Annotated in this window: 21 protein-coding genes; 2 read left to right on the top strand and 19 right to left on the bottom strand. The window is 74.3% G+C overall.

Features of this window, described 5'->3' with window-relative positions:
• Positions 1-130: 130 nt before the first annotated feature.
• The 5 genes from IF73_RS0101010 to IF73_RS0100990 form a co-directional block, all read right to left on the bottom strand.
• Positions 131-730 (bottom strand): hypothetical protein, encoded by a 600-nt coding sequence (locus IF73_RS0101010; protein ID WP_031002347.1) that lies wholly within the window; start codon positions 728-730, stop codon positions 131-133.
• Between the two features lie 104 nt (positions 731-834).
• The gene (locus IF73_RS0101005; RefSeq protein WP_031002346.1) at positions 835-2,829 is read right to left on the bottom strand and encodes a DUF11 domain-containing protein; all 1,995 of its coding nucleotides are present in this window, start codon (positions 2,827-2,829) and stop codon (positions 835-837) included.
• A gap of 139 nt (positions 2,830-2,968) precedes the next feature.
• On the bottom strand, positions 2,969-5,098 hold the full coding sequence (locus IF73_RS0101000; RefSeq protein ID WP_051716457.1) for a hypothetical protein: 2,130 nt from the start codon (positions 5,096-5,098) through the stop codon (positions 2,969-2,971).
• 219 nt (positions 5,099-5,317) lie between these two features.
• The gene (locus IF73_RS0100995; protein WP_031002342.1) at positions 5,318-6,001 is read right to left on the bottom strand and encodes a maleylpyruvate isomerase family mycothiol-dependent enzyme; all 684 of its coding nucleotides are present in this window, start codon (positions 5,999-6,001) and stop codon (positions 5,318-5,320) included.
• The gene (locus tag IF73_RS0100990) at positions 5,998-6,528 is read right to left on the bottom strand and encodes a GNAT family N-acetyltransferase (RefSeq protein ID WP_031002339.1); all 531 of its coding nucleotides are present in this window, start codon (positions 6,526-6,528) and stop codon (positions 5,998-6,000) included. Before IF73_RS0100990 ends, IF73_RS0100995 begins: the two co-directional genes overlap by 4 nt.
• A gap of 336 nt (positions 6,529-6,864) precedes the next feature.
• Between IF73_RS0100990 and IF73_RS0100985 the strand changes: the two genes are divergently transcribed.
• A complete protein-coding gene (locus IF73_RS0100985) occupies positions 6,865-7,680 on the top strand; it encodes a hypothetical protein (protein ID WP_234338124.1) in 816 nt (271 codons plus the stop codon).
• Here IF73_RS0100985 and IF73_RS0100980 read toward each other — a convergent pair.
• From IF73_RS0100980 to IF73_RS0100935, 10 genes are all read right to left on the bottom strand, one after another.
• Positions 7,677-8,375 (bottom strand): class I SAM-dependent methyltransferase, encoded by a 699-nt coding sequence (locus IF73_RS0100980; RefSeq protein ID WP_051716455.1) that lies wholly within the window; start codon positions 8,373-8,375, stop codon positions 7,677-7,679. The two genes, IF73_RS0100985 and IF73_RS0100980, sit on opposite strands and share 4 nt — an antisense overlap.
• A gap of 60 nt (positions 8,376-8,435) precedes the next feature.
• Positions 8,436-9,173: a VOC family protein gene (locus IF73_RS0100975; RefSeq protein WP_031002333.1), complete on the bottom strand. Its 738-nt coding sequence runs from the start codon at positions 9,171-9,173 to the stop codon at positions 8,436-8,438.
• A 167-nt stretch (positions 9,174-9,340) separates the two neighbouring features.
• Positions 9,341-10,255, bottom strand: coding sequence for an AAA family ATPase (locus tag IF73_RS0100970; protein WP_234338123.1), 915 nt, complete (start codon positions 10,253-10,255; stop codon positions 9,341-9,343).
• Positions 10,256-10,257: 2 nt separating this feature from the next.
• Positions 10,258-11,475, bottom strand: a complete 1,218-nt coding sequence (locus IF73_RS0100965) for an RNA ligase (protein WP_031002329.1) — start codon at positions 11,473-11,475, stop codon at positions 10,258-10,260.
• Positions 11,476-11,569: 94 nt separating this feature from the next.
• The gene (locus IF73_RS0100960; RefSeq protein WP_031002327.1) at positions 11,570-12,109 is read right to left on the bottom strand and encodes an SMI1/KNR4 family protein; all 540 of its coding nucleotides are present in this window, start codon (positions 12,107-12,109) and stop codon (positions 11,570-11,572) included.
• Between the two features lie 170 nt (positions 12,110-12,279).
• A complete protein-coding gene (locus IF73_RS0100955; RefSeq protein WP_107049171.1) occupies positions 12,280-13,518 on the bottom strand; it encodes a beta-ketoacyl-[acyl-carrier-protein] synthase family protein in 1,239 nt (412 codons plus the stop codon).
• Positions 13,515-13,745, bottom strand: a complete 231-nt coding sequence (locus tag IF73_RS0100950; RefSeq protein ID WP_031002324.1) for a phosphopantetheine-binding protein — start codon at positions 13,743-13,745, stop codon at positions 13,515-13,517. The genes IF73_RS0100955 and IF73_RS0100950 overlap by 4 nt, the downstream gene beginning before the upstream one ends.
• Positions 13,745-15,382 (bottom strand): prenyltransferase/squalene oxidase repeat-containing protein, encoded by a 1,638-nt coding sequence (locus IF73_RS0100945; protein ID WP_051716454.1) that lies wholly within the window; start codon positions 15,380-15,382, stop codon positions 13,745-13,747. The genes IF73_RS0100950 and IF73_RS0100945 overlap by 1 nt, the downstream gene beginning before the upstream one ends.
• 42 nt (positions 15,383-15,424) lie before the next feature.
• Positions 15,425-15,961: an NUDIX domain-containing protein gene (locus tag IF73_RS0100940; RefSeq protein ID WP_031002319.1), complete on the bottom strand. Its 537-nt coding sequence runs from the start codon at positions 15,959-15,961 to the stop codon at positions 15,425-15,427.
• Positions 15,958-17,280 (bottom strand): cytochrome P450, encoded by a 1,323-nt coding sequence (locus IF73_RS0100935; protein ID WP_078867879.1) that lies wholly within the window; start codon positions 17,278-17,280, stop codon positions 15,958-15,960. The genes IF73_RS0100940 and IF73_RS0100935 overlap by 4 nt, the downstream gene beginning before the upstream one ends.
• 57 nt (positions 17,281-17,337) lie before the next feature.
• Here IF73_RS0100935 and IF73_RS0100930 point away from each other — a divergent pair, with 57 nt between their 5' ends.
• Positions 17,338-18,573, top strand: a complete 1,236-nt coding sequence (locus IF73_RS0100930; RefSeq protein WP_031002315.1) for a wax ester/triacylglycerol synthase domain-containing protein — start codon at positions 17,338-17,340, stop codon at positions 18,571-18,573.
• Between the two features lie 40 nt (positions 18,574-18,613).
• Here the strand turns inward: IF73_RS0100930 and IF73_RS0100925 are convergent, their stop codons facing one another.
• The 4 genes from IF73_RS0100925 to IF73_RS0100910 all read right to left on the bottom strand — a co-directional run bounded on the left by IF73_RS0100925 (position 18,614) and on the right by IF73_RS0100910 (position 24,285).
• Positions 18,614-19,042, bottom strand: a complete 429-nt coding sequence (locus IF73_RS0100925; RefSeq protein WP_031002314.1) for a GlcG/HbpS family heme-binding protein — start codon at positions 19,040-19,042, stop codon at positions 18,614-18,616.
• 47 nt (positions 19,043-19,089) lie between these two features.
• Positions 19,090-20,292, bottom strand: a complete 1,203-nt coding sequence (locus IF73_RS0100920) for an MFS transporter (RefSeq protein WP_031002313.1) — start codon at positions 20,290-20,292, stop codon at positions 19,090-19,092.
• 316 nt (positions 20,293-20,608) lie between these two features.
• Positions 20,609-23,545 (bottom strand): FtsX-like permease family protein, encoded by a 2,937-nt coding sequence (locus tag IF73_RS0100915; protein ID WP_031002312.1) that lies wholly within the window; start codon positions 23,543-23,545, stop codon positions 20,609-20,611.
• 2 nt (positions 23,546-23,547) lie between these two features.
• Complete coding sequence (locus IF73_RS0100910) at positions 23,548-24,285, bottom strand: ABC transporter ATP-binding protein (protein ID WP_051716452.1); 738 nt, start codon at positions 24,283-24,285, stop codon at positions 23,548-23,550.
• Positions 24,286-24,289 lie beyond the last annotated feature (4 nt).

The raw sequence follows: 24,289 nt of genomic DNA, 5'->3' as shown, positions 1-24,289 counted from the left end.
ACTTCTCCCTGGAGTTCTTCTGTTCGCGGACGGGGAGCCGGCCTCCCGTAACCCCCGTGAATCCTAGATGACGATCCGACCTGGGCATGCCGGTGCCGGTCGGCGGACCGCGGACGGCGTCGGCGGTCGGCTACCGGCTGCGGTAGAAGCCGAGGCTGCCGGTGTGACGGGAGCGGTCGCCGCGTGGGTGGGCCGCGTCGGAGCGGTCGGCGGGGGCCGAGAGCGCGGCGAGGGTCCGCAGGGTCGCCAGGCCGGCCAGGACCTCGGGCCGGTTCTGGGCGGATTTCATCCAGGCGGGCAGCCGCGCGAACATCGACAGGGTCGGGGAGGCGTGCCGCACGCGGTGGTGCGCGCCGACGTACGCGGCGAGGGCGTCGACGTGCTCCTCGTCGTAGGCCCAGAGGATCCGTCCCGCGCAGCGCGTCTGGAGCCACAGCGGCCGCCGGAAGAAGGGATCCTCGGTACCGCCCGGACGGGCGCCGACGATGCCGGCGCCGCGCCGTTCGGGCTGGTGGTCGGCCACCGCACCGCACCCGGGGCAGGCCAGTCGGCGCGGGGTGCAGAGCAGTTCGCCGAGGTGCTCCGGTGGTGCGAGACCCGGCTGGGGGACGACGAGCGCGCGCCCGCCGCAGCGCGGGCAGACCACGAGGATCCGGCCGGTGAAGCACGCCAGGTGGATGCCGTGGTCATGGTGCCGGACGGTGCCGGGGTGCGCGGACGGGGTACCCATGGGGCCATCCTCGGCAGCGGCGACCGGCCGGGGCAAGCGGGTTCGGGGCGGCCCCCGACGGACGGCGCCCGCGCGCCGTCCGCCAGGGGCGTGCCGTCGGCCGGTCAGGGGCAGCTGATGCGGACGTCGGACGGATCCGTGGTGCAGGTGTCCGTGTTGAGGCCGCCGTTCGCGGTGTCGTTCCCGGCTACCCCGTCCACCGTGTTCAGCGAGTCGTTGCCGTAGTTGCCGAGGAGCGTGTCGGCGCCCGGGCCTCCGACGAGGGTGTCGTTGTGGTAGCTGCCGTCCGCCCGGTCGTTGCCCGGTCCGGCGTGGACGGTGTCGTTGCCGAAGCCCGCGTTCACGGTGTCGTTGCCGCTGAGCGCGCAGATCACGTCACCGCCGTACGTGCCGTTGAGGGTGTCGGCGCCGCTGGTCCCGATGATCGTGCAGCCGCGGGTGTTGCTCACCGTGGTGCTACGGGTCGCGGTGTTGTTGCCCGGTGTCGGGTCGCTCTGTGCGGCGGTGACGGTCGCCGTGTCGGTGAGGGTCCCGGTCCGGGAGGGCTCGGCGACGATCGTCACCGTGGCGGTGGAACCGGAGGGGCTGCCGGTCGGGGCGAGGGTGCCGATCGCGCAGGTGACCCGGCCCGGGACGGTCGTGCAGGTGCCCCGGTCGGTGGTGGCGGACAGGATGGTCGCCGTGCCCGTCAGGGTGTCGACGAGCTGCACGTTCGTCGCCGAGGTCGAGGTGCTGTTGTTCGTCACGCGGACGGTGTACGTGGCGGTGTCGCCGATGCTGACCGCGCTCGGCCCGGCCTTCGTCACCGACACGTCCACACCGGCCGGCGGCTCGATGCCGCCCCCGCCCAGGTACCGGGCCAGACCACGGTGGGCGTCGAAGCTGTAGGCGGTACCGGCGAGCCCGGCGGCGACGATCTTGCCGTCGCTCTGCAGCGCGACGCGCGCGGCGGCGTCCGAGGGGCCCCCGAAGTCGGTGGTCACCTTCCCGTCGCCGCCGAAGTCCGGGTCGAGACTGCCGCCGGTGTTGTACCTGGCCAGGGCGAAGTCGCCGGCGTAGGTGCCGGCCGCGACGATCCGGCCGTCGGACTGGAGGGCGATGTCCGTCGCGCCGCCGTCCTCGGGCCCGAAGGAGGTGAGGACCCGGCCGTCGCCGTCGAAGCTCGGGTCCGGGGCGCCGCCGGCGGTGAACCGGGCCACCAGGAAGGAGTTGCCCTCCTTGCCGGTGACGACGATCCGCCCGTCGGACTGGAGCTCCACTCCGGAACCGGTGCCGAGCCCGGTGGTGACCCGCCCGTCGCCGTCGAAGCTCGTGTCGAGGCTGCCGTTGTCGAGGTAGCGGGTCAGGGCCAGGCCACCGGCGTGGCCGACGGCGACGATCCGGCCGTCGGCCTGCGCCACCAGGTCGCTGACCCCCTGACAGCAGCCGGCGCCGAAGGAGGTGGTGACGCGGCCGTCGCCGTCGAAGGCCGGGTCGGGGACGCCGGAGGCGTCCCAGCGCACCAGCGACCACACGCCGTTGCTCGACCCGCCGGCGACGATCCTGCCGTCGGACAGCACCACCACCGACTCGGCCGTCTCGATCGCGTCGACGTCGATCTCGGTGAGGACCTTCCCGCCCTCGCCGAAGGTCGGGTCGAGGCTGCCGTCGGGGAGGTAACGGGCCGCCGCCCACGCGCCGTTGCCGCCCCAGTCGGTGGACCCGCCCACCGCGACGATCTTCCCGTCGGGCTGGAGGGCCAGACCGCGGCCCTCGTCGTTGTTGGCGCCGACGAAGTCGGTGGTGACGATACCGTCACCACCGAAGGTCGGGTCCAGGGCGCCGTCGGTGTTGTACCGCGTCAGCGTGAAGTCCCCGGAGGTCTCCGTGGTGTAGCTGTACCCGAGGGTGACGATCTTCCCGTCGGGCTGGATGACCATGCCCTCGGCCCCCGCGTACCCGCCCAGGTCGGTGACCACCCGGCCGTCGTTGTCGAAGGTCGGGTCCAGATCGCCGGGCGCGGCCGTCGCCACCGCGGGCAGGCCGAGGACGAGCGCCAGCGCCGTGGCGCCCACCGCGCCCGCGCGTCCGGCCCGGGGCCATGGGGATTTCAGGGACATGCGAGACCACTCCGTCCGTCGGATCCTGGGGACCACAGCTTTCTGCGACGGCGACGGGCCCCCGGCCCCCGACGGGCCGCACTGCGCCTACTGGACGGCGGCGCTCCACCCCCACGGGTGAGGAGGCCGCGCGCATCCGTCAGCTGCCGTCGTGACGGCGTGTCCACTCCAGGGCGGCGGCCCGCTCGGCCTCGGTCGGCGCCGGTTCCAGCTGGTCCGGGTGACGGACGAGGAAGTGCTCGCGCGCCGTCCGCACGCCGATCGCGCGGGCGGCGGGGGAGAGACCGGGGTGCTCGGCGACCTCCTGGGCGCGCTGCCACCACCCCCGGCTGCGGACGTCGACGGCGTAGTGCCACAGCGGCTGCCCCGGGTCGGCGACGCCGACGAGCACCTGGCGGAGCTTGTGCTCATGAACGCCGGGCGTGCCGAGGAGCCGGTCGGCCACGACGAGGGGGTGCTCCCCGTCGAGGCGGGCGCGGACCAGCACCCACGTCGTCAACTGGCCCACGTCATGGGCGCGGGAGGTCACGAACTCCCACAGCGCGGCGGCCTTCGCCTCGTCGGGCGCACCGAGGTGGGTGAGGAGCCGCAGCTCGTTCTTCCAGACCGGGCGGGCGCCGTCCCACCAGGTGAGCAGCTTCCCGGCCGCCGGGTGCCCCAGGTCGAGGGCGAGGCAGGTGAGGGTGACGAGGGGGTGGCGCCATTCGGTGTACGTGGTCGGGTACTTCTTGGCGAGGTCCTTCATCCGGCGCGGCAGCAGCGCCTCGACCTCGGCCGGACCTGCCAAACCGTGGGCGTAGAGCAGTTCGAGGCAGAACCCGAGCCCCTGCAGGCCGGTGTCCGGGTCCGCGATCCGCTCCCGCAGCCAGCGCACGTCGCCCTCGGTGAGGGTGCGGTACCGGTGCCACACCCGCTTCAGGACGCCTTCGGGAGCGGTCAGGTCGGGGCCGCTGCCGGACAGCAGCCCGTCGCGGGCGGCCTCGTAACGCTCGATCGCGGCCAGGACGTCGGCCCGATCGGTGACGTATGCGGTGGCGGTGGTGGTCGGAGGGTCGGTGTCCGCTCCGTGCGCGGTTCCGGGGAGTGCGGCGGGCTCGGCGCGGAGGGCTGCCTCGCGTACGAGGTCCACGTGGTCGCGCGCGGTCTGGGCGAAGAGGACCCGCAGGGCGCGCGGCAGCCGATCGTCGGTGGCGAAGCGGACGGCCAGGAGCGCGGCGTAGGACCGGCCGGCGAAGGCGTCCGTGCCGGTCTCCCGGCGCCAGTCGGCCGTGACCGCTCCGGTCAGCGCCGCCGCCAGCGCCCGCAGGGCGGCCTCCGGCGCGTCATGGGCGTCGAGTTCCGCCGCGAGGGCGATCACCGCCTGCACCGCGTCGGGCTCGCGCAGCGCCCGCTGCAGCTTCAGCCAGGCGTAGACCGCGCCCGGGACGCCGGTGAGCGCGTACGCCCGCACGACCTCCAGCCCCCGCTCGGACGGCACCTCGGCCACGACGCCCGCCGCCGGCGGACCGAGGGCCGCGACGGTGTCCCACGCCTCCTCGCGACCGTGGCGCAGGAGGGCGTGGAGCAGCTCCCGCCACCCCGTCCACCGAACGAGCCGCCCGTCGTACTCCTCCGCCCACGCGCGGTGGAGCCGTACCGCCTGGTCGGAGGTCAGCCCGTCGCGCCGCTCCAGCGCGATCGCGAAACGGGTCGCGTCCGCGAGGTCCGCAGCGCCGTCGAGCCGCTCGTGCAGCCACCCGGATTCACCAGGGGACAAGGGCCGGTATTGAGGGTGGACCGCGCCGCGACGCACCGGCTCGTCGAGCGCGGCGAGGAACTGCCGTACGCCGTCCGGGTCCGCCGGATCGGGCAGCCCGTCGTCGCCCCGCCGCGTGATCCGGTCCAGCCGGAACGCGCCCTGCGGCCCGCCGTCGACGACACGGAAGCCGGCCGGCCCCGCGCCGAGCCCGGCGGCGACGACCGCGTGGTCACCGCCCCAGTGGAGCAGCAGCTCGCCCGTCAGGACACCGGACCGGTCGAAGGCCCGCCCATGCGACTGCCAGTGCCAGTACGCGAAGGAGACGGGCCCGCCGAGACCCCGAGCCGCGACGAGCTCGGCGGCGTCCTCATGCCCGTCCGACTGCGTGTACCGACCGCGCCCCGGCGGCGGCAGCACCACGAACCCGTCACCGCCGAGCCCCCGCCACCAGGCCGAGATCTCGGCCAGGTCCGAGCGCCCCCGCCGCACACGGCGGCCGGCCTGGCTGCTGCCGGGATCGTTCACGTCCATCTCCCTGGTCGGGGCCTTTCGCGGACGGTTCCTCCGTCCACGGACACCCTGCCACGGGGCACTGACAACCCGTCCTGCGCGGAGACCGCTCCGGCGAGGACCCGTCACGGACAGCGTGCACACGGGAAAGGCGGGGGACATGAGCCGGATCGTCGAACTGTGGGCCGCCGGCGCCGCTGAGGCGGACGCCGTGCTCCGCAGACCAGACGCCCGGCCGGGTCACCCCAGGGCGAGCCACCGGATCCCGAGCCGTTCGACCAGCTCGGTCTCCGGCTCGTCCAGAGGTTCGCGGCCGGTGGCCTTGCGCAGGAGACGTGGGCGGCTCCAGCCCAGCTCGTCGAGGGCCGCGGCGTGTCCGGGGCCGAGCAGGAGTTCGGTCACGGCCTCGCCGGCCGGTGGCGTCAGCCAGGGGGCGCGTCCGAGCGCGTCGGCCAGGTCGAGGCCGTGGACGGCGACCTCCACCACGCGGGTCAGCAGGAACTCCGACAGGAGCATCGCGTCGCCGTGGCGCGTCCGGACGGTCCGCCCGGCCGGTTGGTCCCGGCACCTGCGGTCGGCTCGTGACCAGGTCGCGGCGAAGTCCGCGGCGAAGGCGGCGCCGTCCGCCGACCGGGCCGCACGGTCCTGGGCCAGCGCGATCCGCGTGCCGTTGGTGCGCGGCGAGAAGCGGTCGTCCGGGCGGTAGTACTCCGTCGCGGAGATGTCGGCCTCGGCGGGTGCGGGGGCGTCCAGCATCGCCGGAAGCCAGTCGATCACGACCGTGACGTGGCCCAGCAGTTCGCGTACGACCCAAGGCGCGCAGCGCGTCGGGAGGTTCCACTCGGCCTCGGAGAGGCCCGACACGGCCTCGGTGAGCGCTTCCGACTCCCGGCGGAACGCCTCGCGTACACGGTCGTGGTTCACGCCGCGTCCCCGCCCCGCTCGGACCGGAGCGTGGAGTAGATCGCGAGGTCGTTCCAGCGCCCGTCGCGCCACACCGCGGAGCGCAGCACGCCCTCCTTCACGAAGCCGGCCTTCTCCAGTGCGCGCTGTTCCGCGAGGTTGGCCACGTCCGTCCACGCCTGGATCCGGTCGGCCCTCGTGTGCGCGAACAGGTACTCCACCAGGAGCCGTTGGGCCGTCGTGCCGATGCCTCGGCCGCGGGCGGAGGGCACGAGGCCGATCGCCAGGCTCCAGTTGGTCAGGTCGGCCGGCCCCCAGGTGCCGGGGAACCACTTCACCCTGCCCACCGTCACGTCCCCCTCGACGACGGAGAGCACCCCGCCGTCGGGACCGAGGAGGCCGGTCTCCGCGAACCGGCGGCGCAGGTCGCCCGTCGACTGGAAGCCGAACCACTGATGGGCGCCCCAGCCCTCCGGCCCGCTGAACTCCCGCTCCCACACGTCGAGGTCGTCGGCGGTGACGGGGCGCAGCGTGATCGTGTCGGACATGGAACGGCTCCTGGTCCTCTCGGACGGGCCGCGCGGAGCGATGCCCGCGTGCCCCGTGACGGACGGCGTCTCGTGAACGCCTCACCCCCACGTCACGCGCCCCGGGCGGCGACGGTTGCACCCCAGCCGAGAAAGATCGTGAGGCCGGCCGCCGCGCATCGGACCGGCACCTGCGCCGGGCGCCTGGCCCCTTGAGGTGACCGCCCGGCGTGGGACCCGTCCGGCGGTCGTACGCCGGTCCACCATCGGCGCAGGCGACCGGTGCCCGGCCGGTCGACGTCTGCTTCGGAGGACTCGTTGCCGGCACGTCCGACTGTGTGGAGCGCCACCGCCGCGGTGGCACTGCTGTCCCTGGGGCTCGTGGCCCCGGCCTGGAGCCGGCCGCCCGTCGCGCCGGCCCCGGGACCCGAGGAGCCGGGCACGCTGTGCGCGGTCGCGGGCACGCTGCGGGGAGCGGACGGCCGACACGCCACGGTCAGCCTGTGCGCGGACGGCGGCCACCCGCGCCTGACCGTCTCGGCGGCGGCCGTCTGCGGACGGAACGGCTCCCCGGCCGGCCACGGCTGCCGCACCACCGGCACCTGGACGGCCCGGCACGCCGGTACGACGCTCGCCGGGAGGCTGCCCGGCGCGGCCGAGTACCCCGGCCCCGGTACGTACGACCTCACGGCCACGGTACGCGTCCGCTCCACACCGGGCGGCGTCGACCTCCAGGGCACCGTCCACACCACCCTGACCCTGACCACGCCCCAGGCGAAACCCACCCACGCCATCACCGTCGACCGCTCGACGCTCCGCCGGGGCGCCACGACCACCCTGACCTACACGATCCGCCGCGACAGCGACGAGGGCGACGGCAGCGCGCGCTTCGGCCTGATCGGCGAGGAGGAGTCCGGCGTACGCCTCGCCACCGACGACGCACGCTGCGTCAACCCGCTCGTCGGCCGCTCCCCTGCGAGGACCCGGCTCCGGCACGCCCTGGACTGCGCCCTCACCACCCTCCAGCCCGGCAACCCGGAGCAGGTGACGGTCCGCGTCACCGTGGGCTCCACGTGCTCCACCGTGGTCTCGAAGCTCGGCTACTGGATGCCGGACGGCCAGACCCTCTACACGGGCGGGATGCTGCCGGGACCGAAGCTGACCTGCGGCTAGCGTCCTGCGCCGTCGTCGCGTACGGCGGTGCCGAGGATGTGCGTGCCCGCGGGCAGCGGGATCCTGCTCGGCGGGAAGTCGAAGCGGTCGACCGTCGTCACGCGGAAGCCGGCCGTGGTGATGGTCCGCAGGGTGTCGCGGCCGGTGTGGCAGCCGCCCATCAGCCGCGGCCAGACGGTGGCGTCGAGAACACGCTGGACGCCTCGCATCGCGGGGGTGTCCGCCTGCACGTGCTCGAAGAACCGCAGCCGTCCACCGGGCCGGAGGACCCGGTGGAGATCGACGAGCGCCGCGTGCGGGTCGGCGATGGAACACAGCGCGAGGCACACGACGGCCGCGTCGAAGGAGGCGTCGGGGAAGGGAAGGCGCTCGGCACGGGCGTCGCACACGTCCACGGGGACGGGTACGCGCCCGCTCCGCTCCCGGGCCAGGGCGCGCAGGTTCGGTTCCGGCTCGACGGCGACGAGCCGGGTCACCTCCGGTGGGTAGTACGGGAAGTTGAGACCGTTGCCCGCGCCGATCTCGATCACCTCCCCGGAGAGGCCGGCGACAAGCCGCCGCCGGTGTGCGGCGATGCCCGCCCGCTCCAGTGCCGGGCCGGCGAGCCGGGCGTAGAAGCGGGCGAAGAGCGGGTGCGGCTTCACCGGCTTCGTCTGTCGCGGCTCGCCCGGCTGCGGCGTGATCGGTTGTGTCATGACGACCGTCCCCTCCTCGGCGGGTCACGGAGAAGACCGGCCGGAGTCGTTTCCTCGACGTCAGCTGGGGCTGAGGAGGCAGAACTCGTTGCCTTCCGGGTCCGCCAGAACCGTCCAGTGGATCGCGGACCGATCGAAGTCCGGGGCGGTGGCCCCCAGGGCGCGCAGCCGGGCCTCCTCCGCGGCCAGGTCGTCACCAGGGTAGGGGCGGACGTCGAGGTGGACGCGGTTCCACCCGCTCTTGGCGTCGGGCGTGCGGATGAACTCCAGGTAGGGGCCGACGCCTTGGGCGGAGCGCATGGTCGCCTGGTCGTCGGTGACCTCGTGCACCGTCCAGTCCATCGCCTCGCCCCAGAACCGGGCCATCTCCCGCGGGTCCGCGCAGTCGACCACGACGGCGGCGATCGGCCCCGTGTCCCGGTAGACCGGACGGGGCTCCAGGACGCAGAACTCGTTGCCCTCGGGGTCGGCCATGACGGTCCAGGGAACGTCACCCTGCCCCACGTCGGCGAGCGTCGCACCGAGGTCCTTCAGGCGTGCGACCAGCTCCTCGTGATGGGCGGGCGAGGTGGTGGCCAGATCGAGGTGCACGCGGTTCTTGACCGTCTTTGGCTCCGGGCTCGCGACGAGATCGATGCAGACGGCCGCGGGGTCCGGGTAGGTGAAGCCCTCGGGTTCGAGGTTGGTCACACCGGGCGCCTCGCTGTCGACGCCCCACCCGAGCACCTCCGCCCAGAACCGACCGAGCGCGGCGTCGTCATGGGCCTTCATGTTGATCTGCACGAGTCGTGTCGCCATGCCCGCCATCCTAGGAGCCCCCCGGCATCGCCGCCGGACGCGCGACCGTCGCCGCGGGGCTCCGGTTGCCGTCGCCCGGCCGGGACGCGTCCACGAAGGTGTCGGCAGGAGGGCGCGGACCCCGGCGGCGGGGCTGCCGGCCAGGTGACCCGGCAGCCCCGGACGGATCAGAAGTTGCCGTAGTTGACCTGCCAGGTCGGCAGGCCCATCCGGCGCCACACCGCGACCACCCGGTCCCGGTCGTCGAGCGACACCCGCACCGCGTAGCGGAGGCGGATGTGCGCGTCGAACAGTTCGGCCTTCACGACGTCGTCGGAGCGGCCGTCGCCGGAGGCGCGCATCCACAGCTCGTCGTACGGCACCTCGTACCGCTCCAGCCATGCCTCGGTCAGCGGCCGGTGGTCCTCGCTGCGGCCGGAGAGCAGCACGATCCGGTCCCGGTGCGCGGCGCGGAAGGCACGCAGCGCCTCGCGGACCGGGACGTTGAGCAGGTCCAGGTCGCAGCGGGTGAAGTCGTACGGGCCGCGGTCGCCGCGCAGCGCGAGCGTGCCGTCGATGTCGCACAGGACGGCCGACGGCAGCGCCGCGTCGGGGACGTACGGGGTGACCGCGGGCCGGTCGTTGAGCCAGTCGTCGGTGAGCCGCCAGCCGCCGCGGGTGGCCTTGGCGTGCTTCTCGGCGAGGATGCGGATGATCTCCTCGCCGACGGGCCTCTCGCGGGCCGCGTCCCGGCGCACGCACTCGTCGACGGGCACGGCGGTGAAGTCGTGCACGACGAAGGTGGCCTCGCGGCCGGCGAGGGCCGCCTTCAGGCGGCGCGGCACGTGCGGTGTGAGATGGGTGTTGTCGACGACCACGTCGAAGCCGTCGTCGACGGCGGTGCGCAGGGCGACGTCCTGGATGTCGAGCACGGTCTGCTCGTGGGCGCGCGAGCGGCGGTCACCGCTCGGCAGGTCGAGCATGCTCCGCAGGTCGTCGAGGTTGACCCGGCGCATCCGGCCCTCGGAGCGCTCCTGCAGGGCGCGGGCGGCGGTCGTCTTGCCGGAGGCCGGCAGTCCGGTCATCACGTGGACCACGGGCACGGTCAGTTCTCCTCGTCGGTGGTGAAGGGGTCGGCGGTCTCGGGACGGAGGCTACGCCACACGAACAGGTCCGTGGGGCGGCCGTCGAGGCGCAGGAACATGGCCGAGCGCAGCGCCGGGTCCGGCAGCCGCTTCACTGCCCGGGCGAACGCCCCCCGGTCGCCGGCCAGCGGGGCGAGCCGCGCGTACGCCTCGTCGATGGCGCGCTCACGGGCGGCGAACGCCTCCTCCAGACCCGCGATGACGGACCGCACCCAGGCGTCGAACTCGTCCGGCACCTGCTCCAGGAGCGCGTCCAGCGGACGCCCGCCCTGCGAACGGATGCCGCCGAGCTCCGCGACGGACAGGCCGAGGCCCTGGGCGAGACGCTTGGCCGACGTGCCGGCGAAGCGCTGGACGCCGTGGCCGCGCCAGATGTCGCGCTCGGTGACCCCGGTCAGGACCTTGTGGAGCCGCACGTACTCCGTGAGCTTGGCCTTGGCGCGCACCCCGGACGCGAAGCGCAGCACGAAGCCCTCGGCGTCGGTGCCGGTCGCGGCGGCGCCGTCGGGCAGCGTGTTCGTCTCGGTGAGCTTCACGAGCGCGTCGAGCGGCATGGGCGGGTGCACGGTCACGACCGACCCGATGCCCTCCCACGCGGGTGCGGCCTCGGCCAGGCCGAGTTCCGTGCCGTCGGCCCCGAACGCGGCGAGCAGCACGAGGTCCCGCCGGTCGCCGTAGTCCACGACGATCCGGTTCTGGGGGTAGACGATCTCCATGAGGTACGTCACCCCGGGCACCAGCCGCGCGGTGTCGGCGGCGTCCAGACGGCGCTGCGCCCAGGTGGCCTGCGCGCTGATGAAGGAGCCCTTGGACGCGACCCGCCAGCGCCCCTCGTAGTGGAAGACCAGACCGAGGCTCCCGTCGACCTTCTCGTACACCTCGAACGGCTCGTCGGGCAGCGCGGGCGCGTAGGGGCGGCCCGACTCGTGCTCGGAGACGTTGAAGAACTTCGGCAGCGGAAGCGCGACGATCCGGCCCGTGCGGTCGTCGGCGACGAGACCGCGGCAGCGGGTGGTGACGCTGGTCCAGACGGCCTCGTACTGACAGCTGCGCGTGTACGTGTAGATGGACAGCGGCAGCTCCGGATGCGACTTGCGGGTCACATGCCCGGCATCGATGGCGGCGGCCAGCTCCTGGGGCGGCAGCAGCGCGTCGAGAGTCAGGTACGCCTGGCTCATTGGATTCCCTCCCGTTGCGAGGAGGCTCATTCTTCAGCGCGAACAGCCACTCCGACCAGCGAATTTGCACGCCCCCGGTCCGGAGGGCGTCCGCTCACTCCGGTCCGCCGGGCAGGAACTCGTAGAACGGACCGTCGGGCGCGCGGTCGCGGACGCAGACCGTGACGTCCCTGCCCTTGAGGTAGGCGAGCAGCCACTCGCGGAAGGTCAGCTCGTAGAGCGTCCACGCCGGACTGTCGAACTCCTGCACCACGACGCGCCACTTCGCCGCGTCGTCGTCGGGCACGCACAGGAAGACCGCCTCCCCGGTCACACAGGTGGCCACCGGGATGAGCTCGCCGGGGCCCGCGCCCACCGGGCTGGGCAGGAACTCCGCCATGTCCTCCTCGCGCCACATCTCCAGGTCGTCCCGGACGTGGGAGTGGAGACTGTGCAGGAGGTGCCGGGCGGGGTGGGTGAGGTAGAGCTGGTCGTTGACGAGGATCGATCCGTAGGCGTCGACGATCGCACGGAAGTCGTCGGGGAACCGCATCCCGAACTCCCGCTCCATCTCCTCCCACGGCCCAGGGTCCGTCCAGTGGAAGCGGGGCTCGCCCAGCAGCTCCGCTATCTCCGTGACCACCGTCTTCTCCATGAGATGCCCCTTCGACCCGACCGGCTTGATCGCCACCCTCTCAGAGGCCCCGGGGGATCTCCAACCGCGCGCCGCGGGGCCCGGGTCGGCCGGCGCGCCGCGCCGCGCGCCGGGGCCTCGCGGGCGGGCGGAGGGCCCTTCCCGCGAGACGCCGGCGCCGGCCGGCGGGGCTACGGAGCGGTGACGACCAGGGCGACGTTGTGTCCGCCGAAGCCGACCGAGGTCGACACGGCGGTACGGATCCGGGCCGCGCGCACGGTGGTCGGGAGGTCCAGCGTGATGTCCTCGCTCGCCGCCGCGAGGTTCGCCGTCGGGGGCACGGTCCCGTGCGCCACCGACAGCACCGTCAGCGCCGCCTCCACCGCGCCGGCGGCGCCCAGGAGATGACCGGTGACCCCCTTCGTGGACGTGACCGGCGGCCGGTGCGGGAAGAGCGCGGCCAGGGCGGACGCCTCCACCCGGTCGCCCAGCGGCGTGCCGGTGGCGTGCGCGTTCACCAGGTCGACGTCGGACGGCTCACGGCCCGCTTCGGCGAGCGCCTCCCGCACCGCCGCCCGCAGGCCCGCCCCGTCCGGCCGGGGCGCGACCACATGGTGCGCGTCGGAGGCCGCCCCGTACCCGGCGATCAGCGCCCTCACCCCCGCCCCGCGGGCCGCCGCGTCCGCCGCCCGCTCCAGGACGAGGAAGCCGGCCCCTTCGCCCATGACGAAGCCGTCACGGGCCGCGTCGAAGGGGCGCGAGGCGCCGGCCGGGTCGTGGAAGCGGTGCGACAGCGCCCGCAGCCGGTCGAAGCCCGCCACGTGGAACGGGGTCAGGCTCGCCTCCGCGCCGCCCGCGAGCACGACGTCGCACCGCCCGGCCGCCAGCAGGTCCACGGCGACCCCGAGCGCACTCGCGCCGGCCGCGCAGGCGGTGGCCACCGCGAGCGAGGGTCCGCGCAGGCCGAACTCGACGGCGAGCTGCCCCGCCACCCCGTTCGGCAGCGCCCCCGGCACCGCGAACGGCGACAGGTCCTTCGGCCCGTCCGCCCGCAGCGCCCCCAGCTCCCGCTCGTACGTCTCCGCGCCGCCCGCGCCCGTCCCGACGACCACGCCGGTCCGCGCACCGTCCCGGACCGCCTCCGTCAGGCCCGCGTCGGCGAGCGCCTCGCCCGCCGCGCACAGCGCGAACAGCGCGGCCCGGTCCGGACGCCGGGACACCGCTCCCCCCGGCACCGGCGGTTCGGGCGCCCGGCAGGCCACGAACGGCACCCCGCCCGCCCCGGCGAGCACCCCGGTCGGCTTCCCGGCGCGGACGGCCTCCCAGGTCGTGGCCCGGTCGGCGCCCGCCGGGGTGAAGAGCCCGATCCCGGTGACGGCGATCCCCGCCCCCCGGTCCCGGCCCGCGGGCCGGGCGCCCGCCGCCGTCACACCGGCTCCGAGGCGCGCGCGACGAGCCGTTCGATGTCGCCGAGTGTGACGGCCGCGTACAGCTCCTCCTCTTCCACGGAGACGCCCCGCTCCTTGCGCAGCACCAGCGCCAGCTCGGTCAGCAGGAGGGAGTCGAGACCGGCCTCCTCGCGGCCGGTCTCCGCGGTCGAACCGGCGGTGTCGAGGCCGAGTTCGGCGAGCAGCAGGGTGAGTTCCTCGAAGGTCATCAGGTCTCCTCGGTGGGATGTACGGGGCGGTGCCCAGCGGCAGCCGCGTGGTTGAGGCCGAGCAGCACGCACACGTCCGTCAGCAGCGGCACGTGGTACGCCAGCGGGCGCGGGCCCGCCTGATCGGGTCGGGAGTCGAAGCCGCCGTCGGGCCGCTGGCGCTCCAGCAGGTACCGGACGGCGCGGCGCGCGGGGTCCGCGGCCGAGGGGGTGCGGGCCAGCGCGATCAGCGCGTACGCCGTGCTGATCGGGTCGGCCGGTTCTCCGGGCACCTGCCCCCAGCCGCCGTCCGGCCGCTGGGTGGAGACGAGCCGGGCGACGGCCCGCGCCCGCGCGCGGGCCGAAGCGGCGAGCGCGGGATGGTCGTGCGGTGCCGAGGCCCGGAAGGAGTCGTGGGCGAGGACGGTACGGAACAGGGCGTTGCTCTCGTTGAGGCTCCAGCTCCGCTCGTACGGGCCGCCCGCGGCCTCCCGGTCGATCAGGAACCGCACGGCCTCCGCGACCACCGGCCCCAGCCCCGGCCGGGGCGCCAGCGCGTGGACGGCGGCGGCGGTCATCGCCGTCTCGGAGTCCGTCCCCTTCTCGAAGGTGGGCAGGCCGCCGTCTCCACCCCGACGGGCCAGCAGGAAGCCCTCACCGGCCGCCACCGCCCGCCCGAGGACGGGCCGTTCGTCCCTGGCCCGCTGCGCCACCGTGCGGAGGAACTCCACGCAGTACGTGGTGTCGTCGACGTCGCTCTGCGCGACGGACCGGTCGAAACCCCAGCCGCCGTCCGTGTTCTGTTGCCCCGTCAGGGCGTCGGCGAGCACCACCAGGGTGTGCGCCGGGGCACCGGCCCCGGTCAGCGCGAGGCCGCCGGTGGCCGTCGCGAAGACGTCCATGCCGGTGATGAACGGCACCCCGCCGTCCGGGCGCAGCCAGCCCCGCACCTCCCCGGCCCGCTGGCGGACCGCCTCGGCGTGCCGGGGGCTGTGCCGCAGGGCGAGCAGGGCGAGGAGCCGGGCGAGGTGGTTGGCGTACGGCGGCGGGCCGGGCCGCAGGCTGGGCGCGAGCGTCCACCAGTCCTCCTCCGTGACCAGACGGGGGATGCCGGCCCGGAAGCAGTGCAGGACCTTCAGGGCGGTCATCTCCGTGATGAGCCACCGTTGTTGGCCGCGGACGTCGAAGGCCGTCGCGGGGTCGTCGAGGGGCGTGTGGGGGTGGGCGCCGAGCTCGGTCAGGACCTCCCGGAACATCAGCAGCTTGCGTCCGGCGGTGAAGTGGGCGAAGCCGCCGAGCAGTCGCTCCAGGGCGGTGGCCCCGTCCGCGTACTCGCCCAGTGCCGCGTGGGCCGCGGCCTCCTGGAACGGATCGGGTGCGCCCTCGTCCACCCCCGTCTTCAACCGTCGGACCAGCCGGTCCCGGGTGCCGGGGTCCACCCCCGTCTCCGTGAGGAGGCGCAGGGCCAGGGCCGACTCCAGGAGGCGGCTGTCGCAGGGGGCGCGGAGCAGCCCGTCCGGGGCGGCGGCCGTGGTCAGCCGGGCGGCCAGCCGCGCCCGGGCCCGGTCGAGAGCCCGGCCGTCGGGCCCGGGGGAGTCGCCGCGGACACCGGGGACGGCGAGGGAGGCACCGCTTAACGGCGGCGCGCAGAAGGTCATGTCGATGAGTCCTCTGAGGGAGTCGGGAGTGGGTGCGGAAGATCAGGGAGAGCGGGGCGCGTGGAGGAAGAGGCGGCGGAGCGCCTCCGCGCCCGTCGGCACCAGCGGCGCGTAGCGGTCGCCGAGCACGGTGGCGGGCGCGACGAACCCGCACCAGGCGATCTCGCCGGGATCCGGCCGGGGCGCACGGTCCGCCCGCCACTGATGGACCGTCAGGAAGGCGGCGCCGTGCGGGTCGTCCACCCGGTGGCGGTACGCCTCGGTGAGGCCGCACGCCGTCTCGTAGCCGAGCTCTTCGCGCAGCTCCCGCAGCGCGGCCGTCCGGTACTCCTCGCCGGCGCGCACCGCGCCGCCGATCAGGACGTCGTAGTGCGCGGGGTAGGCGCGGGCCCGGGAGGAGCGCCGGTAGAGCAGGACCCGGCCCGCGTGGTCGGTGCAGACGGTCGCCGCGTACCGGCGCAGCAGTCCGTGCGGGGCCGGGCCGTCCCGGCTGCCCCCGGCCACCACCCGGTCTCCGGGGTCGACGAAGTCCACGCGCTCGCCGCCGTCGGGCACCCGCTGTGCGGCGTGGGAACTCATCCGCGCGCGCGGACGTGGGCGAGGAACGGGCCGTCCGGCCGGAGGTTCAGGCCGAAGACGGGCTCGCCGGCCGGCGCGGCCGCCTCGATCGCGAAGCGGGGAAGGAGCAGCCCGAGCAGCACCTCCATCTCCCGCATCGCGAAGCGGGTGCCGAGGCACGCCCGCGGACCGATGCCGAAGGGGAGGTACGCACCCGGGGGCGGCGGCGTCCGCGGCGGGAAGCGGTCGGGCAGGAACGCGTCGGGGTCGGGCCATACGCCGGGGTCGCGGTGGGTGAGATAGGGGCAGACGAGGACGTCCGTGCCGGCCGGGACCCGTACGCCGTCCAGCCATGCGTCGTCCTCGGCCTGCCGGGGCAGCAGCCACCCCGTCGGGTAGAGGCGCAGCGTCTCCGCGAGCACCCCCTCGATCGCCGACGGATCGCCCGCCGCCCGCCGGGCGACCTCCGGATGGCGGTCGAGCAGGACGAACACCCAGGTCAGCGTGCGGGCGCTGCTCTCGTAGCCGGCGACGAGGAGGGTGACCAACTCGTCGCGGATCAGCCGGTCGTCATAGCGGGCGTCGCTCTCCGCCGCGTCGAGCAGCCGGAACAGCAGCCCGGTCCCGGCGGACCCCGCCGTGTGCCGGGCGCGGGCGTCCGCGATCGCCCGGTGCATCCGCTCGTCGAGCGCGGCGAGCGCCGCGGCGGCCGGCGCCGGCAGCTCGGCCCCGCCGCCGACGTCGGCGGGGAGCGCGGCCACGATGTCCTGCACCCCCGCCAGGTCTTCGTACGTCGCAGGGTCGAGGGGGTGATCGGTGAGCGAGCGCCAGATGGTGTCCACCGTGAAGAACTGCGCGTCCTCGGCGAGGTCCGCCGGCTCGCCGGTGCGCGCCCGCTCCGCCCACCGGTCCGCGATCGCCCGCGCCGCCCCCGCGATGTGGTGCTCCCAGCGCTGGATCCCGCGTCCGGTGAACGGAGCCTGCAGCAGCCTGCGTTGGGAGCGCCACTCCTCGCCGGCGGCGCTGATCACGCCGTTCCCGACGAGCGGGCGGGCGCGATGGGCCCGCTTCACGAAGCGGTCGCCGCCGACGCCGAGGACCTGGTGGACGTGGCGCGGGTGGGTCACCAGGACCGCGTCCCGCCCGCCCCGCCGGAAGCCGGTGAGCCGTCCCGGAACCCAGGCCGTGCGCAGCAGTTCGACCAGCGGGGCACCGGAGGCCGCCCAGGCCGCCACCACGGCGTCGTCGAGGAGGTCGGGGAGCCGCCCGACGACCGGGGCCTCGGGCGACAAAGGCGCGGGAACGGCGCCTGACGTCGAACTCACGTTGGGTGACTGCATGATGACGTATCGTAGCGGTCTGTGCGATCTTCAGTTTCTCAGCGACGGTCCGACGCCGTGCCCCTCGCCCTCCTCGACCGGCTCTCCCTCGACACGGCGGCGCTGCACCCCAGCGACACCGCCCTTCACCTCGGCGGCTTCGTCACCCTGGAAGGGGCCCCGCCGTCCCGCGAGCAGGTGGCGCGGTGGCTCGGGCGGCGCGTGGCGGGCCTGCCCGAACTGGCCTACCGGCTGGGCGGGACCACCCGCCGCCCCCACTGGGAGCCCGACCCCGGATTCGATCCCGGACGTCACCTGTACGAGCTACCCGGCTCACTCGATCCGGCGGCGGCCGTCACCGAGGCCGTCCAGCAACCCCTGCTCAGGGACCGGCCGTTGTGGGGAGTGTGGCTCGTCCGCCGGGTCGGCGCGGGCTACGGGCTCTGCTACCGCGCCCACCACGCCTTCCAGGACGGGGCCGCCGCCGTCGCCACCCTGGAGCACCTCTTCGGCGACGAGGAGAACCGGTCGGCCCGGGTCCGGGGCGGGCTCGCCCGCCGCCGGCCGGTGCGCTGGCGCGCGGTCCTGCCCGAGTTCCGCCCGCCGGGCCGGAACACCTGGTGGTCGGCGCTCGACACCCCGCCCTCCCACCGCCCCGCCGTCGCCCTCGCCGACACCGCGCTCGCCCGGCTCCACGCCCTCGGCCGCCGCCTCGGCGCCACCGTCCCCCAGCTGTGCCTGGCGCTCACCGCCGACACCCTCCGCGCCTGGCACCCGGACGACTGGGCGCCCGGCGGGCCGGGCCATGGGCGCGGACTGCGCACCGGCATGGGGATCGGCGTCCGAGACCCGGAGGAGCCGTACCCGCTCCTCGGCAACCGGGTCGCCGTCGCCGGCCTCGACCTGCCCTGCGGCGAACCGGACCCGGGCCGGCGGCTCGGCGCCCTCGCCCGGGCCGTCGACTACGGGCGCCTCGCCGCGCTGGCCGACGCGCAGGGAGCGGTGCTGCGCCGCCTCCCGTACCGGGTCGGCAAGCTCTCCCTCGGGCGGGCCGTGGACGCCCGCTACACCCCGCTGATGGTCGCCGACCTGCGGATCCGCCGCCCTCTCGGCTTCGACGGCACACCGGCCACGGCCGTCCACGCGCTGCCGGTACGGGTGCCGGGGCAGTCGCTCTTCGTCGCCTGGGCCACCCACCGGCGCCGCCTCCACACCACCTTCCTCGCCGACGCCGCCCTCCCGGGCGCCGACCGGCTCCCGGAGCACTGGGAGAAGGCCCTCACCGCCCTGGAACGGCTGGCGGAGGAGCGGTAGCCGGGAGCGTGCGCTCACCGCGTCCGCGGGTCGGAGCCGGTCATCGGGCCAGCTCCGCGAGGGCGGCCGTGGCGAAGGAGTGGTCCTGGTCGGGGGCGCCGCCGCCGACGCCGATGGCGCCGACGAGGCGGCCGTCGCGGTGGACGGGGAGGCCGCCGCCGATGAAGAGCAGCGGCCGGTCCAGGGCGGTCGTCAGGCTGTGGAAGGGGCCGTCCGGCTTGACCAGGTCGACGAGGTCGGCGGTGGGGGCGTCGAGCTGGAGCGCCGTGTACGCCTTGCGGGTGCTGGTCTCGCCGGAGATCAGCACGGCGCGGTCGTCGCGGCGGAAGGCGAGCAGGTGGCCGCCGGCGTCCAGGACGGTGACGCTGACGGTGACCCCGGCGGCCTCGGCGGCACGGGCGGCGGTGGCGACCAGGAGCTCGGCGTCGGCGGTGGTCAGCGGGGTGAGGGTGGTGGCGGTGGTGTGCATGGGGTCTTTCCTCGGGTGTGCGGTGGTGGGTGCGGCTGAGGTGGGGATCAGTGGTGTACGGCTGCCGGGGCGGCGGTGACGGACGCCTCGGCCGGCGCGGTCGCGGGGGCCCGGCGTTCCAGCGCGGCGGACCAGAAGGCGAGGCCGAGCGCGGCGGCGGCGAGGAGGGCGCCGACCCAGTTCGGGGAGGTGTAGCCGAACCCGCCGGCGATCACGAGGCCGCCGAGCCAGGCGGCGAGGGCGTTGCCCAGGTTGAAGGCGCCGATGTTGACGGCGGACGCCAGGGTCGGGGCGCCGTGCGCCTGGTCGAGGACCCGCTTCTGCAGCGGGGGCACGGTGGCGAAGCCGAGCGCGCCGATGAGGAGGATCGCGATCGCGGCGAGGATCTTGTCCTCGGCGAGGACCGTGAACAGGGCGAGGACGGCCGCGAGCCCGGCGAGGGTGACGTAGAGCAGGGGCATCAGCGCGCGGTCGGCGTACCGTCCGCCGATCAGGTTGCCGAGGAACATGCCGACGCCGAAGAGGACCAGGAGCCAGGTGACGGCGCCGTCGGAGTAGCCGGCGACCTCGGTCATCATCGGCGCGATGTAGGTGATCGCGGCGAACACGCCGCCGAAGCCGAGGACGGTCATCGCCATCGCGAGCAGCACCTGCGGGTTGCGGAAGGCGCCCAGCTCGCCCCGCAGGCGGGCGCCCTCGGGGCGCGGCATGGCGGGGACCAGCTTCGCGATGCCGAGGAGGCCGATCACGCCGAGGGTCGCGACGATCGCGAAGGTGGTGCGCCAGCCGACGGCCTGCCCGATGAAGGTGCCGAGCGGTACGCCCACGATGTTGGCGACGGTGAGGCCGGTGAACATCGTCGCGATGGCGCCGGCCTTCCTGTCCGGGGCGACCAGCTCGGCGGCGACGACGGAGCCGATGCCGAAGAACGCGCCGTGGGCGAGCGAGGCGACCACGCGGCCGGTCAGCATGAGCCCGAAGCTCGGGGCGGCGGCCGACACCAGGTTGCCGATCACGAAGAGCCCCATGAGCAGCATGAGCATCCGCTTGCGGCTCACCTTGGTGCCGAGCACCGTGAGCAGGGGCGCGCCGGCGACGACACCCAGGGCGTACCCGGTGACGAGCAGACCGGCGGTCGGGATGGAGACCCCGTAGTCGGCGGCGATCTCGGGCAGCAGCCCCATGATGACGAACTCGGTCGTGCCGATGCCGAAGGCCCCGACCGCGAGCGCGAGAAGAGCGAGGGGCATGGCTGTCCCCTTCCCGGAATTACTTGAACGATCCCTTTGCATGCTTCGACAATAGTTGCAGGCGCGTGCAATGTGCAAGCGCGGGTATAGGTGGGGCGGGAGTGCCTTGGTGTTGTCCACGTCGCAGCGCCGGCGCGGCCCGCTCCCCTTCACCGGGGGTCCCGTGGTCGCGGGAGTGGCGCTTCTCGGGAGTGATCCGGCGCGAGTACCTCGACCGCCGCCGGGGGCCGGGCAGACGGCATCGCCCGGCAGCTCAACACGCGGCGCGCTCACGGTGTCTCGTGGCGACGTGTCGGTCTGGGGCTCGGAGCGTACGTCAATCCGCGACGCGGACCGCCCGTGCGGGACGGATCGCGGCGGCGCGGTGCGCCGGGCCTGTCGTGGCCAGGAGGGATGCGGCGAAGGTGGCCGTGGCCAGGCCGACGATGCTGGCCCATTCGACGGGGAAGCCGCCTTCGAGGCCCGTGAACGCCGCGCTGTTGGCGTACATGAGCCAGGTCGTGAGCACTCCGAGGAGCGATCCGAGCACGATTCCCTCCACGGCGACGAAGGCGCTCTCCCACAGGAAGGACCGCTGGACGGTCCGCGCGCGGAAGCCGAGGGCCCGCAGGATGCCGATGGTGCGCCGGCGTTCGCGTACGGCCCGGACCATGACGACGCCGAGGCCGGTGATGCCCACGCCGAGGCCCAGGGCGAGGAAGCCCTGCATGAGGTGGAAGAACGCGGTGCTGGAGTCGAACTGGTGGCGGATCTCGGAGGCGATCGGCGTGGCGACCAGGCTGGACGACAACTGTTCGCCCTGCAACCGGGTCGCCAGGGTGTCGGGGGAGGTGCCCGGGCTCGTGCTGACGAGGGCGGAGGCGTTCTGGGCCTGGTCGCCGAAGAGCTCGCGCAGGCCCCGCTCTCCCATCACGACGGGGTACGTGGTCGAACTGGCGCCGGTCCCGGGGTAGAAGACCATCCCGTTGCTGAGTACGCCGGCGATGACCTTCTGTTCGCTGCGGCCGGTCTGCGGGTCGGTCACGGTCAGCGTGTCGCCGGGGTCGTAGTAGTCGCCGGCCGGGCCGCCGGTGCTCCCGAAGAACCCGTCGATGACCACGTAGCGAGGGTCGGTGGCGAGCGCCCGCCACACTGCCGGGTCGTCGGGCAGGTCGCTCAGTCGCTCACGGAAGGTGATGCCGCTGATCGCGCCGTCCGGCACGCCCACTGCCGCGACGTCCAGCGGCTGGGAGCTTCGGTGCCCCGGGTCGGTGGCCCGCCCGGCGGCGTTGAGCAACGGTGTGACGGCGGAGACCGCGGCGGCCGTAGGGCCGCTCCGCAGCTCGGTGATGAGCTGCTCGCTCGTGACCTGGGGGTTGTAATCGAGGCGGAGGGTGTAGCCGGCCGTGGCGTCGGCGACGACTCCGTCGACTCCGGCGCGAAGGATTCCCGAGATCTCGGTCAGCAGGACGAGCACGAACACGATCAGCGTGTACATCACGAGCGTGGCACCCGTACGGAACCGTTTCGCCAGGGGATAGGCCACCGCGAGCCGGGTCGCGAGTCCCGCCTCCGAAGGGCGCTCGAGGAGCCGCCGCAGGGGACGGAGCAGCACCTTCTGGTTGTCGCTGACGAGCACCACCGCGGAGAAGGCCGCCAGGGCGCCCTGGATGACGTACACGGACATGGAGGGCGTGTCGAAGATCCGCGGGCGTAGCACGGGTGCCAGCAGGGTCCAGGCGAGGACCGCTCCGGCTACGGACGTCGTGACCGTGTGTCGGGGGAGGAAGCGCAGCAACGCCGGGACGGCGAAGGCGAGGGCGAGCGCCGGCATCAGGTAGGTCGTGTCGGGCTGGCTGCGCGCCACCGCCGGAACGGCCACGAGCGCGCTCAGGACCGCCAGCGCGGAGGACGCGACGAGCAGTCGGCGACGCGGCTCGCGGCCAGGCGTCGTGGGCAGCTCGCGGATGGCGGCGATGATGTTGAACCTGCTGATGCGCACACTGGTCGCGAGGATCGCGGCGAAGGCGATGAGCAGGCCCATGGCGAGGCCGTTGAGGACGCTGGTGGGCGTGACGGCGAAGGCGATCCGGATGCTGCTGCCGCCGACCGACCAGCCGCTGAAGATCTCCGCGGCCACGACGGCGACGCCCCAGCCGACGCCGAGACCGATGACCACGCCTGGCAGAGCGGACAGCAGGGCGTAGGAGGCGCCTTCCACCGTGAACGACGCGACCAGGCGCGAGCGCTTCATGCCGATCGCCCGCACCATGCCCATCTGCGACTTCCGTTCCTCGCCCAGCATGACGAAGATGTTCACGAGCAGCAGGGCGCCCGCGATGATGCTGAAGCTGCCGATCATGAGGAACAGCGCACCCAGCGAGTCTCCGGCCTGCTTGGCGTCGCGCAGCACGGTGTGCTTGGGCGTCTCGACCGCGGTCTGGGCCGCGAGCGGACCCAGGGCCCGGCGGATGTCCGAGGTGACCTGCGGCGTCAGGGCGTCGCCGCTCTCGACGCCGCCGCGGTTCGAGACGAAGGTGACCGAGCGCGGCTCCGCGCCGGCGGCTCGGGCGGCCGCGTCCAGCGTCCCAGGTGCCAGGAAGGCGTCGCGGTTCAGCCTGCCGCCCAGCCCCACACCGGCCAGACCCCGCTCCGGCACCACGCGGTCGACTCGGTAGGTGTGCGGGGTGCCGAACAGGTAGAGCGTGATCGGCTCCCCGGCTCCCACACGGAGCGACCGTGCCAGTGGCGTGTTGATCACGACCTCGCCGGGCTCCGGGGCCGGTCCGTCGATCCCGGACTCCCCGTCTGCCGCGCCGAAGCCGGATGCCTTCTCGAAGTCCATCTGCCAGGCCAGGACGCGGGGTTCGGCGATTGTCTGGCCGCCGGCTCGGGAAACGGCCGACGACTGCGTGGCCTGAGCGTCGAGTACGCCGTCGACGTCGGGATCGTCTTCCAGGACCGCCAGCCGTTCGGCGACCGCGCGCCCGGCGGGGCCGGGTGGGGCGACCACGCGCTCGTCCACGGGACCGAGGGTGCGGTACGCCTCCTGGCGGACGGAGAAGTTCAGGGTGTCGCCGACGACCAGCGCCCCGATGATGATGGCGGTTCCGAGCACCGAGCCGCCGATCACGAGTGCGGCCTCGGTGCGCCGTCGGGCCAGCTGGCGGAAGGCCAGTCGGCGGGCGACCGGCTGCCGGACGGCGACCAGCATCAGAGCCGCCAAGGCGAGCGCGAGGGCGATGAGAAGCGGGGCCAGCAGATTCGGATACATCGTCAGTCCCGGGACATGTCGATGACCGAGCCTGCGCCCGGGACGCCCTGCGTCAGGTCGTCGACCAGCCGTCCGTCGCGCATCCGGATCAGTCGGGGGACGCGTGCGCCGATGGTGCTGTCGTGGGTGACCAGGACGATCGTCTGGCCCTCGTCCCGGTTGAGTTCGCACAGCAGGTCCATGACCTGGTCGGCCATGGCGCTGTCGAGGTTGCCGGTGGGTTCGTCCGCCCACACGATGGCGGGCCGCCCGGCCAGCGCGCGGGCGATGGTCACCCGCTGCTGTTCACCGCCGGACAGCTCAGCGGGTCGGTGGTCGACGCGGTGGGCGAGTCCGACCCGGTCGAGCATGGCCAGCGCCCTGCGCCGCGCTTCGCGGGGCTGCGTGCCGACAAGCAGCAGAGGGAGCTCGACGTTCTCCACAGCGGAGAAGACCGGGATGAGGTTGAACGACTGGAAGACGAAACCCATCGTGCGGGCCCGGTGCTCGGTGCGCGCGGCGTCCGACATCGCGAAGAGGTCATGCCCGTCGATCTCCACCCGGCCGCCGTCGATGTCGTCGAGCCCGGACAGGCAGTTCAACAAGGTGGTCTTCCCGGAACCGGAGGGGCCCATGACCGCCACGAGCTCTCCGTGGCGCACCACGAGATCAAGGTCGTCCAGAGCGGTGACCGCCACCGAGCCCGTCCGGTAGATCTTGCGGACTCCCGTGGCGACCAGCCGCGGTCGGTCGCTGTTCATGCCT

It is taken from the genome of Streptomyces sp. NRRL F-5727 (assembly GCF_000719555.1).
Lineage (GTDB): Bacteria > Actinomycetota > Actinomycetes > Streptomycetales > Streptomycetaceae > Streptomyces.
Note: the sequence above shows the minus strand (reverse complement) of the source record. Positions and strands in the feature narration are given on the sequence as shown.

Excerpts from the sequence above, each read along its gene's own strand:
- IF73_RS0100915 (WP_031002312.1), bottom strand. The coding sequence starts at position 23,545 with ATGTATCCGAATCTGCTGGCCCCGCTTCTCATCGCCCTCGCGCTCGCC.
- IF73_RS0100945 (WP_051716454.1), bottom strand. The coding sequence starts at position 15,382 with ATGACCTTCTGCGCGCCGCCGTTAAGCGGTGCCTCCCTCGCCGTCCCC.
- IF73_RS0100950 (WP_031002324.1), bottom strand. The coding sequence starts at position 13,745 with ATGACCTTCGAGGAACTCACCCTGCTGCTCGCCGAACTCGGCCTCGAC.
- IF73_RS0100920 (WP_031002313.1), bottom strand. The coding sequence starts at position 20,292 with ATGCCCCTCGCTCTTCTCGCGCTCGCGGTCGGGGCCTTCGGCATCGGC.
- IF73_RS0100990 (WP_031002339.1), bottom strand. The coding sequence starts at position 6,528 with ATGTCCGACACGATCACGCTGCGCCCCGTCACCGCCGACGACCTCGAC.
- IF73_RS0101005 (WP_031002346.1), bottom strand. The coding sequence starts at position 2,829 with ATGTCCCTGAAATCCCCATGGCCCCGGGCCGGACGCGCGGGCGCGGTG.
- IF73_RS0100965 (WP_031002329.1), bottom strand. The coding sequence starts at position 11,475 with ATGAGCCAGGCGTACCTGACTCTCGACGCGCTGCTGCCGCCCCAGGAG.
- IF73_RS0101000 (WP_051716457.1), bottom strand. The coding sequence starts at position 5,098 with ATGGACGTGAACGATCCCGGCAGCAGCCAGGCCGGCCGCCGTGTGCGG.
- IF73_RS0101010 (WP_031002347.1), bottom strand. The coding sequence starts at position 730 with ATGGGTACCCCGTCCGCGCACCCCGGCACCGTCCGGCACCATGACCAC.
- IF73_RS0100975 (WP_031002333.1), bottom strand. The coding sequence starts at position 9,173 with ATGGCGACACGACTCGTGCAGATCAACATGAAGGCCCATGACGACGCC.
- IF73_RS0100925 (WP_031002314.1), bottom strand. The coding sequence starts at position 19,042 with ATGCACACCACCGCCACCACCCTCACCCCGCTGACCACCGCCGACGCC.
- IF73_RS0100980 (WP_051716455.1), bottom strand. The coding sequence starts at position 8,375 with ATGACACAACCGATCACGCCGCAGCCGGGCGAGCCGCGACAGACGAAG.
- IF73_RS0100910 (WP_051716452.1), bottom strand. The coding sequence starts at position 24,285 with ATGAACAGCGACCGACCGCGGCTGGTCGCCACGGGAGTCCGCAAGATC.
- IF73_RS0100935 (WP_078867879.1), bottom strand. The coding sequence starts at position 17,280 with ATGCAGTCACCCAACGTGAGTTCGACGTCAGGCGCCGTTCCCGCGCCT.
- IF73_RS0100940 (WP_031002319.1), bottom strand. The coding sequence starts at position 15,961 with ATGAGTTCCCACGCCGCACAGCGGGTGCCCGACGGCGGCGAGCGCGTG.
- IF73_RS0100960 (WP_031002327.1), bottom strand. The coding sequence starts at position 12,109 with ATGGAGAAGACGGTGGTCACGGAGATAGCGGAGCTGCTGGGCGAGCCC.